The following is a 14,374-nucleotide window of genomic DNA, read 5'->3' on the forward strand; positions in this document are numbered from 1 at the left end:
AGATAGCCGGTGATGCCACACACTCGGGCTCCCAGGGCATGGGGGGACATCGAGCGGGTGCGGGTGCGGGAACGCTAATCCGGAGTGCCGACGCGGAAGCGAACTTACGGGGAATCTGTGACGCAGAGTGTGCGTCGTTCGTCCGGTATCCACGTTTGTTCCGAAGTTCAGCGGGTGGCCGTACCGGCGTGGGAGGGCGTTATCGGGACAGTCACCCCAAATTCGCGCTCGCCGACTTGGCTGCAGCGATGCCGAGTACGCCAGACCTGCGCAGTCGTGCGCTCCTATCGATCGACGCTCTGACACCGTCTTCGTCGGACGTTGTGGATGTCTACGAGCTGATCGAGAGCATCGCGGCGCGTCTTCCCGATGAGGTGGCCGTTGTGGAGGGTGACGGTCACCTGACCTACGCCACCCTGATGGACAACGCCGCCCGGGTGGGCGCCGCTCTGAGGGAGCACGGCGTAGGGCGCGGCGACATCGTCGCGATCAGCCTGCCGCGGGGCACGGCGGCGATCACCGCGATGCTCGGCGTCCTGCACGCCGGGGCGGCCTGGCTGCCGCTCGACCGGGACCACCCGCAGGCCCGGCGCACCCGCATCCTCGACCGGGTGGCGCCCGTGCTGGAGGTGGCGACCTCGGTTACCGACCGGCCCGCCACCGTTGCGCAATCCACCCTGGAGGCCCTGCTGGCCGCGGGGGAGGCCCTTCCTCGGACCCGCGGCGGTGCGGACGACCCGGCCTACGTCATCGTCACTTCCGGCTCCACCGGGGAGCCAAAGCCGGTCGTCGTGCCGCGACGCGCGCTGACCCACTACTGCCGGGCCGCGTCCGAGGTCTACGGGCCCGGGTCGGGCGACCGGATGCTGCAGTTCGCCTCGCTGAGCTTCGACGCCTCGATCGAGGAGATCTTCCTCCCGCTCTGCGCGGGCGCGACCGTGGTGGTGCGCGACGAGCAGATGATCGGGCGGCCGGACCTGTTCCTCGGGACCTGCGCGTCCTGGCAGATCTCGGTTCTGGGGCTGCCCACCGCGTACTGGCTGGAACTGCTCGTGGCTCTGGAACAGGGCGAGGCGGACCTGCCGCCGGGGCTGCGGACGGTGGTGATCGGCGGGGAGGCCGTGCGCGCGGACGCGGTGCGCCGGTGGCGGCGGCATGCGGCTCCCGGCGTACGGCTGATCAACAGTTACGGGCCCACCGAGACCACCGTCGTGGCGACCGCCGCGGACCTGTCCGACTGGGACGGGGAGGACCCGGTGCCGATCGGTCGACCGCTGCCGGGCGTCACCTGCCGGGTGGTCGACGTGGAGACCGGCGCCGAGGCCGATGACGGCGAACTGTGGATCGGCGGCCCAGCGGTGGCCACCGGTTATCTCGGCGACGACGACCTGACCGCCGCCCGGTTCGTCCAGCAACCCGGCTCGGGTCGGGAGTACCGCAGCGGCGACCGCGTCCGCCGCCGCCCGGACGGCGATCTGGAGTATCTCGGCCGGCTCGACCGCCAGGTCAAGCTCCGGGGTTTCCGGGTCGAACCGGGCGAGGTGGAGGCCGCGCTGGCTCGTGCGCCGGGTGTGCTGGAGGCGGCCGTGGAGGTCGGCGACCTGGCCGGCCGGCCGATCCTGCGGGCGCACCTGCTGGCCGCCGACGGAACCGGGCAAACCGTCGACCCTGCGGTGGTACGCGAGTACGTCACCCGGCAGTTGCCGGCCTTCCTGCGCCCGCACTCGATCACCGTGCATCCGATGTTCCCCCGGACCGTCTCCGGCAAGATCGACCGGGAGGCGCTCGCCGCCCTGCACCCCACCGCGCCGGCCGCGCGACCGGGGCCGGCGCACGAGACCGACGCCGACGGGGCCGCGGTGCGCCGGATCTGGGCCGACCTGCTCGGCGTCGACTCGGTCACCGACGACGACCACTTCTTCGAGCAGGGCGGCGACTCCCTCGCGGTGATCCGGCTGGTCACCCGGCTGCACCGGGAACACGGCCTGGAGGTCGACATGGCCGAGGTGCTCGCCCGGCCCCGGTTCCGGGACGTGGTGAGCGCCGTCCGCGCCGCAGCCACCGACGTGATGCCGGCCGAGACCGATGACGCCGTGGCCGGCGACCTGACCCCGCTGCAACGCGACTTCGTGATCTCCGAGCACCTGGTCGAGCTGCCGGTCCACACGCTCGGCATCCGGTATCGCCTGCCGCAGCCGGTCGAGCCGGACCGGCTGCGGCACCTGCTGCGCCGGTTGGCGCGGCGGCATCCCGCCCTGCGGCAGCGGATCCGGTTCGACGGCGACCAGCCGAGCCGCGTCGTCGCCGCCGACGTCGAGGTGCCGCTCGAGACGCTCGACCTGCGCGCCGAGCCGGCCGATGAGGCGGACCGGCGGGCGGGGCAGGCTCGGCGGGCCGCGACTCGGGTTCCCTTCGACCTGTCGGGGGAACTGCCGATCCGGGCGCTGCTGCTGCGCCAGGCGACCGGGGACGAACTGGTGCTCGTCGTCCACCACATCGGCTTCGACGGATGGTCGGTGGCGACCTTCGGTGACGACCTCGGCAGCCTGCTGGCCGAAACCGACTCCACCGAAAACACCGACGCCGCCCGAGGTGGGGAGGCCGCGTCCGCACTGACGGGCCTGGTACGGCGGGACAGCGCGGCGGCGCACAACCCCGAACTGGTCGGATACTGGCGGCAGCGACTCGCCGGGCTCGACACCACCTGGGCGCTGCCCACCGATCGGCTGCGCCCGGCACAACGGACCTTCGCGGTGGACCGCGTCGCCCGTACCCTCGGGGATCGCCAGGTCCGCCGCTGGCACGACCTGGCCCGCCGCCATCACACCAGCCTGTTCGTCGTGGCGCTGGCCGCGATCCAGACGCTGGTGCACCGCTACACCGGCGTCACGGACGTCACCGTGCTCGCCCCGACGGCCCGCCGCGGTGGACATCCCGACGCCGTCGACCTGGTCGGGCCGGTCGTCAACGTCCTGCCGATGCGTGGCGACCTCGGCGACGACCCGAGCACGACCCAGCTGGTGCACCGCCTGGCCACCGCGGTCGTCGAGGATCTGGCGCACCAGGATCTGCCCACGCCGGGCATCGTCGCCGCGGCGGAGCTGCCCGTGGGCCGAGGCCGCAACCGCCTCAGCACCGTCTCGCTGAGCGTGCACAACCTGCCGGAGCCGACGGCCGGCGGGGTCTGCTACGCCGGTGACGAACCACCGGCCGCCTCGACGCTCGATCTCGCGGTGGCGATCGACATCGTCGGCGACCACACATTGCTGACCCTGGACTACGCGACCGAGCTGTTCGACGAGCGGACCATCACGGCGATCGGCGACCACCTGGTGGCGCTGCTCGACGCCGCATGCCGCAACCCGGAGCTGCCGGTCAGCCGGCTGCCCATGCTGTCGGACGCCGAGCGCCACGCCATCCTTGAGGAGCACCAGGGCCCCGACCTGGCCGGCATCGACGTGCCGCCGATGCACGGGGTGCACGAGTACGTCGAGCGGTGGGCCCGGGAGACGCCGGACGCCCCGGCGCTGCTCGTCGACGGTGCCACCGTCAGCTACGCCGAGTTCGACGCCGCCGCGAACCGCCTCGCCCACCGGCTGGTCGCTCTGGGCGCCAGACCGGGCGTGCTCGTCGGCATCTGCCTGGAACGCGACCTCGACCTGTTCGTCGCCCCGTGGGCGGTGCTCAAGACCGGCGCCGCCTACCTGCCTCTCGACCCCGCCTACCCGAGCGAACGCCTCGCCATGATGCTGGCGGACAGCGACGCCGGGATGCTGCTCACCCGCGGCGACGTGGACATTCCGGAACCACCCGCCGGTGTCCAGGTGGTCCGGCTCGACCAGCTCGCGGGCGACGACAACGACGACGTACGACCGCTGCCGCGCGTGGCGCCCGGCACACCCGCGTACATGATCTACACCTCCGGGTCGACCGGCCGGCCCAAGGGCGTCGTCATCACCCACGACCGCCTGATCGCCCTGGTCGCCGGCTGGCAGCACCACTACGGCCTGCGTCCGGAATGGAGCTACCTGCAGGTCGCCAGCTTCTCGTTCGACATGTTCGTCGCCGAGACCTTCCGGGGCCTGTGCACCGGTGGCCGGGTCGTGGTGGCGCCCCGCGAGGTGCTCCTGCGTCCGGAGAGTCTCGCCGAGCTGATCCGTACCGAGCAGGTGGGTTTCTTCGAGCTGGTGCCGGCGGTGCTGCGCCAACTGCTCGACCACCTCGACGCGACCGGCGGCGGCCTGCCCTCGATGCGGATGCTCATCGGCGGCGGCGAAAAGTGGCACGTCGGGGAGTACAAGCTGGCCCGGCGCATCGTCGGTGCCCACGCCCGAGTGGCGAACGCGTACGGCGTCACCGAGGTCACCGTGGACAACACCGTCTTCGAGGGTGAGGTCGACGACCTGCCCGACGATGCGCCGTTGCCGATCGGGCGCCCCTTCCCGGGACAGCGGGTGCACGTCCTCGATCGGCACGGGGAGCCGGTGCCGCACAACGTGATCGGCGAGCTCTACCTGGGCGGGTTCGGCGTCGCCGAGGGTTACCACCGCCGGCCCGAACTGACCGCCGAGCGATTCGTCCCGGACCCGAACCGGCCCGGCGGCCGCCTCTACCGCACCGGCGACAGCGCCCGTCGCCGCCCGGACGGGGTGGTGGCCTTCCTGGGCCGACTCGACGACCAGGTCAAGATCAACGGGCACCGCATCGAGCTGGGCGAGGTCGAGGCCGCCCTCACCGCCCTGCCCGGCGTGCAGGCGGCAGCCGCCGCGGTCCATCCCAACGCCCGCGGAATCGACCAGCTCATCGGCTACGTGGTGACGCGCGACCAGCAGGAGGGCTCGGAGGATCGAATCCGCACCGCCCTCGCCGCCCGGCTGCCGCGCCACCTGGTCCCGGCCCGGATCCTGACGCTCGGGACGCTGCCCGCGACGCCGAACGGCAAACTCGACCGCCGTGCCCTGCCCGCGCCCACGGACCGGGTGGCCGCCCGGGCGGGGGAGCGAACGCCGCTGAACCCGATAGAGCAGCGCGTCGCCCGCGCGTGGGCCGAAGTTCTCGGCGTGGCGGACGCGCTGGAACCCGAGGACGACTTCTTCGCCCTCGGCGGGGACTCGTTCGCGGCCCTGCGTGTGGTCCGGCGCCTCGACGCCGAGGTGACCCTGATCGAGCTCTACCAGAATCCGACCGTACGGGGTCTCGCCTCGGTTCTGGCCGAGAAGGCGCCCCGCGGCACCGGACTGCTGCACCGGCTCACCCCGGGCGACGCCGACATCGGGGCCGGTGGCGTCACCGTCGTCGCCGTCCCGTACTCGGGTGGGAACGCGATCGCGTACCGTCCGCTCGCGCTCGCCCTCCCGGCCACCTGGGCGCTGCACGCCGTCGAACTGCCCGGCCACGACCCGACAAGTCCGGAGCAGCCGCTGCAGGCTGCCGAGGAGGTGGCGGCCCGCGTGGTCGACGAGATGGCCGGCCTGAGCGGCCCGCTGATGCTCTACGGACACTGCCTCGGCGTCGCCGTCACGGTCGAGATCGCCCGTCAGGCGGAGGCTCGCGGCCTGAACCTGGCCGGGGTCGGGCTCGGCGCCGGCTTCCCGACCGCCCGGCTGCCTGGGCGGCTGCTGGACCGGATCTACCGGCTGCTGCCGACCGACCGGTTCACCTCCAACCGTGAGCTGATGGCCTACCTGCGCGGCCGGGGTGGATTCACCGACCTCACCGACACCGACGACATGGAGTTCGCGCTGCGCAACGTGCGTCACGACGCCCGGGACGCGGAACGCTACTTCACCGACCTCTACCGGGACGAGAACGTCGAGCCCCTCCGAGCCCCGGTACGCAGCATCGTCGGCAGCCGGGACCGGGTCACCGAGCACCACGAGGAGCGGATGCACGAGTGGGCGCACGTGGCGTCCGAAGTCGACCAGGCGGTGCTTCCGGACGCCGGGCACTTCTTCATCGGCACCCACTCGGCGGAGCTCGCCGGCGCGCTGACCGACCTGGCCACACCCGAACGGGCCCGGTCCTCGCCGGTGCCGGCGCCGCCCCCGGGGCCGGAACCGCGCCTCGGCCTGTTCGGCCTGGTCACCGCCGGGCAGTTGGTGTCCATGGTGGGCAGCGGGCTGAGCGCGTTCGTCATGTCCATCTGGGTCTTCGCGCAAACCGGTTCGGCGGGGGCGTTCGCCGTCCTGAGCGCGGTCGCGGTGCTCCCCGGCGTTCTGCTCGGGCCGATCGGCGGCGCGGTCGCCGACCGCTGGGACCGGCGCCGGGTGATGATCGCCAGTGACGTCGGCTCGGCCGTCGCGGTCGCCGGCGTGGCCCTGCTCGTCCTGCTCGGCGGCCTGCAGCTCTGGCACGTGTTCCTGGCCGTGACGATCACCTCGGTAGCCGGGGCCTTCCAGCGCCCGGCATACCTGGCCGCGGTGGCCCAGATGGTGCCCAAGCGCTACCTCGGGCACGCGAACGGGATCAGCCAGATCGGCGTCGGCATCAGCGCGGTCTTCGGCCCGCTGCTCGGCGCGGGACTGTACGCGATGATCGGCATCGGCGGGGTGCTCGTCGTCGACCTGGCCACCTTCCTCGTCGGCGTCACCACGCTTCTCTGGGCGCGGATCCCCGACCTCGCCTTCCACCGCCGCGAGGAGAGCTTCCGCACCGAGATCTCCCGGGGCTGGGCGTACATCGTGCGCCGTCCCGGACTGCGCGCCGCCATGTGGTTCTTCACCGTCGACCAGCTGCTGTTCGCCCTCGGCTTCGCGGTGGTCACCCCGATGTTGCTGGTCGAGCACTCGGCCGGGGCGGCCGGCCTCGCGCTGGCTGCGGGCGGCGTCGGCGGGCTGGTCGGCGCCCTGGTGATGGGCCTGTGGGGCGGCACCGCCCAGCGCATGCACGGGGTGCTGCTGGCGATGGCGGCAGCCAGTGCGGGCATGGCGTTGGTAGGGGTGTTCCCCGCCGTCTGGTGCGCGACGGTCGGCCTGTTCGGTCTGGCGCTCGGGGTCGCGGTCGCCGAGGCGCACTTCATCGCGATGATCCAGACGAAGGTCGGGTTCGAGCTGCAGGGTCGGGTCCTGGCGCTCTACCTGTCGGTGATGATGCTGGCCACGCCGCTCGGATTCCTCATCGTCGCCCCGCTGGCCGACACCTGGGTCCGGCCACTGCTCGAACCCGGCGGAGGGCTGGCCTCGTCGGTGGGCCAGGTGCTCGGCACCGGCCCGGGGCGCGGTTTCGCGTTCCTGGTGGTGCTCAGCGGGCTGGCCCAGCTGGCCTGGGCCTGGTGGGGGTGGCGCAACCCGGTGCTGCGCGACCTGGAGCGGACTCTGCCCGACGCCCTGCCCCCGGCCCGCCTGGCCGACAAGGACGAGATGCAGCGCCTCGCCGACGAGCAGCTGGCGGCTTCTCGTGCCTAGCCCCGGGACGACCACCGCGACCGTCGACGTCTCCGCGTTCGTGCCCGGCGCGCGGGTTCTGGTCCGCGACGAAAGCCGATATCTGTCGGGCAGTCACAAGGAGCCCTCCGCGTACGCCGTCGTCCGTCACGCCCGCGCTCTCGGATACGACCACGTCGTGATCACGAGTTGCGGGAACTACGGCCGGGCAATGGCCGTGGCGGCGAGTGCCGGCGGACTTCGGTGCACCGTGCTGATGCCGTCGGTCGGCAACGACGGCGGCGCGGGTATCCGTCGGCTGGGCGCGCGGACGATCGTGGTCGACGGCACGTACGAGGAGGTGCACGACCGGACCCCGGAGTACGCCAAGGAGCTGGACGCCGCAGACGGCAACGTGGACGGTCCGTTCGCCACCGCGGTGTTGGCCGGCGCCGGGGACGTCGTCGACGCCCTGCACCGGGAGCTCGACCAGCCCCCGGCCACGCTGTGGCTCCCGGTCGGCAACGGCACCACCCTGACCGGGATCGGCCGCCGGGCACAGGCCCTCGGCTGGCCCGCCGCCCTGCACGGCGTCTCCTGCCTCGGCAACAACCCCATCGCCACCAGTTGGCCGGGCGACTATGCGCCGATCACGCCGGAACGCCTGGTCACGACCACCGTCAACATGCCGTTGGCCAGTTGGCACTCGCTGCACGGCAGGGAGGCGATGGCCCTGGTGCGCGACACCGGCGGAGCGGTCCATGGCGTCGACGACGACGCCATGGTCAAGGCTGCGGCGGTCCTCGGCGACGCCGACCTGCATCCCACCCCTGGCGGTGCGGTCGCCTTCGCCGGCCTGCTCGCGTACGCCGCCCGCGAACGGCTCGAACCAGGGAACCACGTCGTGCTGCTCGGCGCGCGGGAAGTCGATGACCACCTCCAGGAGGACGCACGATGAACATCACCACCGGCAATCGTCAGCTGGACGACCTCACCGCCTTCTACATGGACGCGCCCGGCGACCGGGAGAGCGTCTTCGACATCTGGGAGCGCGGCGAGGCGCACGGCGACTCGGTAACCCCGGCGACCTGGTCGCCCGAATACCGGCGGTGGATCGGGCAGATCCTGGTCGACACCATCGACGGTGACCCGGCCGGCCTGCTCAGCCTGGGCTGCGGCAACGCGGCGGTGGAAGCGGACCTGGTCGCGGCCGGTCACCGGATCCTCGCCGTCGACGCTCTGCCCCGCGCGGTCGAGCTCGCCTCCGCCAAGGGCGTACCGGCCATCTGCGCCGACCTGACCAGCTGGGCACCCGAGGAGGACTTCGCCGTGGTCTACATGGACGGCGTCCTCGGCCACCTGCACGCGTCCGGCGCAGTCGCGCCGATCCTGTCCCGGATCCACGACTGGCTCGACCGCGACAAGGGCCCCGGCACCCTTGTCATCTCGAACGACGGGCCGCCGTCCGACGAGGCAGCCAGCCCGGCGCCGGGAGTCAACGGCTTCCACTGGCTGTCGGTGGGTTACCTGGTCGACGCGGCGACCGCGGCCGGCTTCGCCTCGGTGACCGCGATGACCTACCGCTACCACCGTCCCGTCTCCGGGGAGCGCATCCGCTCGGTCGCTGTGGCCCGGGCCCGATGACCGACGGTTCGTGGGACCGTGCGGCAGCGTGGACGCTGGCGGTCGGATCGGGACGTCCGGTGCTCGATCTCTCTCTCGGGATACCGCCCGACCCACCACCGGCCCTGGCCACGGCCCGGCTCCGGCCGGAGGATCTCACCGGCTATCCACCCACCGCGGGGACACCCGAGTTCCGCGTCGCGGCCCGGGACTACCTCGCCCGCCGGTTCGACGCCGCGGTGCCGGTCGTCGCGGTGGCACCCTGCGCCGGCGCCAAGGAGTGCGTGGCCATGCTGCCGGCGCTGCTGCGGAATCCGACGGCCCCGCACCGCGACACCGTGCTGGTGCCCGCGTTGAGCTACGCGCCGTACCGGGCAGGCGCGGAGCTCGCCGGCCTGCGGGTGCTCCGCGTGCCCACGGACCAGCATGGACGGATGGACGTCACGGCGCTCACACCCGAGGTGGCCGGCCGGGCGGTGTGCCTGTTCGTCACCAGCCCCGGGAATCCGACCGGCGTTGCGGAGCCGCTGCCGGCCATCGCCGCCTGGGGCCGTCGGCACGGCGTTCCGGTGGTCAGCGACGAGGCGTACGCGGAGCTGACCTGGTCCGGGCCACCTCGTACGGTTCTGACGACCGGGCTCGACGGTGTCCTCGCCGTCCACAGTCTCTCGAAGCGATCGCACGTGCCGGGGCTGCGCGCCGGGCTCCTCGCCGGTGACCCCGCCCTGTTGGCCGCGGTGGTCCGGGGTCGCCGCGACATCGGCCTGATCCCGTCCGGCCCAGCCCAACACATCGCGGCGACCCTTCTGGCGGACGACGAGCACGTACGCGTGCACCTTGAGCGCCACCGGCAGCGTCTCGAAGGACTCGTCGCGCTGCTGCGGGACCTCGACGTCGACGTTCGGCCGCCGGAGGGCGGCATGTTCGCCTGGGCCCGCGCACCAGGCGGATCCGGACGGCAGTGGGCGGACCGCCTTGCCGCCGGCTACGGAATCGTGATCACCCCGGGCGAGGTCTACGGCCCGGCCGGCGCGGCACACGTACGCCTCGCCGCGGTCGTCGACCCCGACCTGCTCCGCGACCGACTCGCCCCCGCCCACAAGGAGAAAGCCCGCTCGTGAACAGTTTGATACCCGCCGAGATCGACCAATTGTGGGACCGGCGCGACACGCTCACCCCGGGCGACGCCGACGCGCGCGACGTGGTCGTCGCCGCCGTCGACCTGTTGGACCGTGGCGAGGCCCGAGTCTTCCGGCCGGAACCCGGCACCGGCGAGGTGATCGCCGACGAGCGGGCCCGGCGCGCGATCATCCTGTGCTTCCGGGTGCTGGACCTACAGCCGACCGAGGCGGGTCCGTTCCGTCACCAGGACCGGCTGCCGCTCAAGGCCGACTTTCCGGGTGTCCGCGTCGTGCCCGGGGCGATCGCCCGTTGGGGCAGCCACCTCGAACCCGGCGTCGTGCTGATGCCATCCTTTGTCAACATCGGCGCCCACGTCGGCGCCCGGACCATGGTCGACACCTGGGCCACCGTCGGCTCCTGCGCCCAGATCGGCCGTGACGTCCACCTGTCCGGCGGGGTGGGCATCGGAGGCGTCCTGGAACCGGCCGGCACGGTCCCGGTCGTCGTCGAGGACCACGCGTTCGCCGGTTCCCGGGCCATGGTGGTCGAGGGCGCGCGGGTACGAACCGGCGCCAAGCTCGGCGCCGGCGTGCTGCTGACCGGCCGCACCCGGGTCTTCGACAGCGAGACCGGCGACGAACTACCCCGCGGCGAGGCACCGGCCTGGTCGGTGTGCGTGGGCGCCACCTATCCCCGGCGCCACCCCGGTGGCGAGTTCGGCGCGCCCTGCCTGCTCGTGATCCGGCGCCTGGCCGAGGGGGAAACCCCGGACGCGCTCGCCCTGCAAGAGGTCTTCCGTGCACACGACACCGCAGGCTGAGGAGCGACCATGCCGATGAGTCCCACCCTCGCCGCGCGGTTCGAGCCGATCGCGCGGGACGTCGCCGACCATTTCGGCACGCCTTTCCACCTGTACGACGAACGCGGCATCGAGGAGACCTGCAGGGCGTTCACCGGCGCCTTCGCCGGCACCGACTTCCGCGAGTTCTTCGCCGTCAAGGCGTTGCCCAACCCGGCGATCCTCGCGGTCGTCGCCCGGCACGGCTTCGGTTTCGACGCCAGTTCCCCGGCCGAGCTCGCCGCGGCGGCCGCCACCGGGGCCACCGGCGAGGACATCTGTTTCACGTCCAACAACACGCCGGTGGACGAGATGGTTGCCGCCCTGGACGCCGGTGCACTGATCACCATCGATGACGAGGCGGTGCTGAAGCGGCTGCTCACCCTGGGGCCGCCGCCGAAACGGCTGGTCTTCCGACTGCACCCGTCAGCGACCGACGGCACCCTGCCTGGCGGGATGCTCGGGGACACCGAGTCGGCCAAGTTCGGCATCCCCGCCGACCGGCTCGTGCCCGCGGTGACGCTCGCCCTCGCGCACGGCGTCGAGGACGTCGGCCTGCACCTCATGCGCGGCTCCGAGCTCATGCACGCCGAGCCGTTCTCGCGTACTCTTGCCACACTCCTGGACTTGGCGGTCCTGCTCCGTCAGCGGACCGGTACGGTGGTGTCCTCGGTCAACATCGGCGGCGGCATCGGCATCCCGTATCGGCCCGGCGAGCAGCCGTTCGATCTCAAGGGGTTCGGCACCGCGCTGGGCGACCAGCTCCGGCGCTGGGCCGCCGACACCGGACAACGGCAGCCGAGGCTGCACCTCGAGAGCGGACGAGCGGTCACCGGCCCGCATGGCATCCTGGTGACCCGGGTCATCCACCGCATGCACAAGGCGCGCACGATGATCGGCGTCGACGCCGGCATGAGCGCGCTGATGCGGCCCGCGCTCTATGGCGCCTACCACCACGTCACCGTCCTGGACGGCCAGACGCGGCCCACCGAGGTTGCCGACGTCGTCGGGTCGCTCTGCGAGAACAACGACAAACTCGCCGTGCAGCGCGAGATTCCCCGGGCGGACGTCGGCGACCTGATGATCGTCCACGACACCGGGGCGCACGGCTGGTCCATGGGGTTCACCTACAACGGCCGGTTGCGCCCGCAGGAACTACTGCTGCACGACGACGGCACGGTGAGCCGGATCCGGCGCGCCGAGACCGTCGCCGATCAGCAGGTGACCCTGAAGTTCCCGGCGTCGGTCTTCCCCATGCCGGACAACGGCGGACCCAGAACCCCTGTTGGACCTGACATCGCACGGACCTGTGGAGATGACGACTTCAACTAACGCGACGTTGACTGCGTTCAGCCTGCCATGAATACAGCGGATCCTGTACCATGGCCGTCATGGAGGCACTGACGTACGGCCAAGTGCTGGCCCGGTTCGGTCACGCCCTGTCCGACCCCACCCGGTCCCGCCTGCTCCTCGCGCTCCGCGACGGCCCCGGTTATCCGGCTGAGCTGGCGGACCTGCTGGGTGTCACTCGGCAGAACCTGTCCAACCATCTCGCCTGCCTGCGCGGGTGCGGTCTCGTGGTGGCCATCCCGGAAGGTCGGCGGACCCGCTACGAGTTGGCCGATCCGCGCCTGGCTCACGCGTTGGGCGACCTGCTGGGGTTGGTACTCGCGGTCGACCCGGAGGCGTGCCCGGGTTCCGAGCAGCAGGGCTGCTGCTGATGGCGACCACGATCAACCTGTCTCCGGGGCCGGATCGTCGGGCCGTCCTCGCGCGGCGGGTTCGCCTGCTGGTGGCGGCGACGATCACGTACAACGTGGTCGAGGCGGTCATCGGTATCAGTGCCGGTATCGCGGCGTCGTCCAGCGCCCTGATCGGGTTCGGGTTGGACTCGGTGATCGAGGTGTCGTCCGCGGCGGCGGTGGCGTGGCAGTTCGCCGGCCGTGACCCGGAGGCGCGGGAGCGGGTGGCGTTGCGGGCGATCGCCCTGTCGTTTTACGCCCTCGCGGCGTTCGTCACCGTGGACGCGGTGCGCGCCCTGCTCGGCGGCGGTGAGGCGGAGCATTCGTCGGTCGGCCTGGTGCTGGCGGCGGTGTCGTTGGCGGTGATGCCGTTCCTGTCCTACGCCCAACGCCGGGCCGGCCGGGAACTGGGCTCCCGCTCCGCGGTGGCGGACTCGAAACAAACCCTGCTGTGCACCTACCTGTCGGCGGTGCTGCTCGTGGGCTTGGCGTTGAACAGCTTGTTCGGTTGGTCGTGGGCCGACCCGGTGGCGGCACTCGTCATCGCGGCGGTGGCGATCAAGGAGGGCCGTGAGGCCTGGCGGGGAGACACCTGCTGCACTCCGCTGCCCATGGCCGCCAACGCTCCCACGCCGGCCGGGTGCACGGACGGCTGCTGCAAGTCCGACTAACACCCGCCCACTTCGCCCACACTCAAGAAAGACAGGTTCCGTGGACGCTGACGTCGTGGTGATCGGTGCGGGCCAGGCCGGCCTCGCGATGGGGCGGGCGGTGCGACGCCACGGCCTGGGGGTGGTGTTGCTGGACGCCGCGCCACGGCTGGGGGAGAGCTGGCGTACCCGGTGGGACTCGCTGCGCCTGTTCACCCCTACCGCCTACAGCGCCTTGTCGGGGCTGCGGATGCCCGGGTCGCCCGAACGGCACCCCGGCAAGGACGACGTCGCCGACTACCTGACCCGTTACGCGGAGCACTTCGACCTGCCGGTGCTGCTGAACAACCGGGTCACCCACGTGGCGGCGTCGCCGGTGGGGCCCGGTTTCGAGGTGCGTACGTCGACCGGCTCGACCCTGCAAACCGGTCAAGTGGTCGTCGCTACCGGACCGTTCCAGCAGCCGGTACGTCCACCGTTTGCCGCCGAGCTCGACGAGCGGGTGGCGCAGTTGCACAGCCACGACTACCGCAACCCGGCCGCCCTGCCGGCCGATGGTGTGGTCCTGGTGGTCGGCCGGGGCAACTCCGGTGCCCAGATCGCCGCGGAACTGGCCGCCGCCGGCCGGCAGGTCGTGGTGTCCGGGCGCCCGCAGCCGCACCTGCCCAACCGCATTCTGGGCCGGGACGTGTTCTGGTGGTTGCACCGGCTGAACCTGCTCCACGCACCGACCACCTCCTGGCGGGGACGGCTACTACGCCGCCGAGGGGAACCGGTGATCGGCACCGACATCGAGGCGTTGGCCACCGCCGGAAGCCTGCGGTTGGTCCCCAGAGCCACGGGAGTCACCGGGGCGAGCGTGTGTCTCCAGGACGGTCAGCGGGTGCAGCCCTCGGCGGTGGTGTGGGCGACCGGCTATCGGGGCGACTACCCCTGGCTGGGGGGGGGGGGGGGGGGGGGGGGGGGGGGGAGGGGGGGGGGAGGGGGGGGGGGGGGAGAGGGGGGGGGGGGGGGGGGGGGGGGGTGGGTTGGGGGTGC

Annotated in this window: 9 protein-coding genes; all 9 read left to right on the forward strand. The window is 72.4% G+C overall.

The window, feature by feature from the left end:
• The first annotated feature begins 323 nt into the window (after positions 1-323).
• Complete coding sequence (locus ACZ6QQ_RS04585; protein WP_465874299.1) at positions 324-7,403, forward strand: non-ribosomal peptide synthetase/MFS transporter; 7,080 nt, start codon at positions 324-326, stop codon at positions 7,401-7,403.
• On the forward strand, positions 7,396-8,319 hold the full coding sequence (locus tag ACZ6QQ_RS04590) for a pyridoxal-phosphate dependent enzyme (RefSeq protein WP_465874301.1): 924 nt from the start codon (positions 7,396-7,398) through the stop codon (positions 8,317-8,319). Before ACZ6QQ_RS04585 ends, ACZ6QQ_RS04590 begins: the two co-directional genes overlap by 8 nt.
• Positions 8,316-9,005 carry a methyltransferase domain-containing protein gene (locus ACZ6QQ_RS04595; protein WP_465874303.1) on the forward strand — a complete coding sequence of 230 codons (690 nt, stop codon included), beginning with the start codon at positions 8,316-8,318 and terminating at the stop codon, positions 9,003-9,005. The genes ACZ6QQ_RS04590 and ACZ6QQ_RS04595 overlap by 4 nt, the downstream gene beginning before the upstream one ends.
• A gap of 59 nt (positions 9,006-9,064) precedes the next feature.
• Positions 9,065-10,105, forward strand: a complete 1,041-nt coding sequence (locus tag ACZ6QQ_RS04600) for a pyridoxal phosphate-dependent aminotransferase (RefSeq protein WP_465874304.1) — start codon at positions 9,065-9,067, stop codon at positions 10,103-10,105.
• Entirely contained in the window at positions 10,102-10,926 is an 825-nt protein-coding gene (locus ACZ6QQ_RS04605; RefSeq protein ID WP_465874306.1) for a 2,3,4,5-tetrahydropyridine-2,6-dicarboxylate N-succinyltransferase, read from the forward strand. The genes ACZ6QQ_RS04600 and ACZ6QQ_RS04605 overlap by 4 nt, the downstream gene beginning before the upstream one ends.
• Before the next feature lie 9 nt (positions 10,927-10,935).
• Positions 10,936-12,276, forward strand: a complete 1,341-nt coding sequence (locus tag ACZ6QQ_RS04610; RefSeq protein ID WP_465874307.1) for a diaminopimelate decarboxylase — start codon at positions 10,936-10,938, stop codon at positions 12,274-12,276.
• 59 nt (positions 12,277-12,335) lie between these two features.
• A complete protein-coding gene (locus tag ACZ6QQ_RS04615; RefSeq protein WP_465874309.1) occupies positions 12,336-12,665 on the forward strand; it encodes an ArsR/SmtB family transcription factor in 330 nt (109 codons plus the stop codon).
• Complete coding sequence (locus ACZ6QQ_RS04620; protein ID WP_465874310.1) at positions 12,665-13,357, forward strand: cation efflux transmembrane domain-containing protein; 693 nt, start codon at positions 12,665-12,667, stop codon at positions 13,355-13,357. The genes ACZ6QQ_RS04615 and ACZ6QQ_RS04620 overlap by 1 nt, the downstream gene beginning before the upstream one ends.
• Before the next feature lie 40 nt (positions 13,358-13,397).
• The coding region (locus tag ACZ6QQ_RS04625; RefSeq protein WP_465874312.1) for a flavin-containing monooxygenase at positions 13,398-14,374 on the forward strand (977 nt) is incomplete at its 3' end.

It is taken from the genome of Micromonospora sp. NPDC049529, assembly GCF_055586685.1.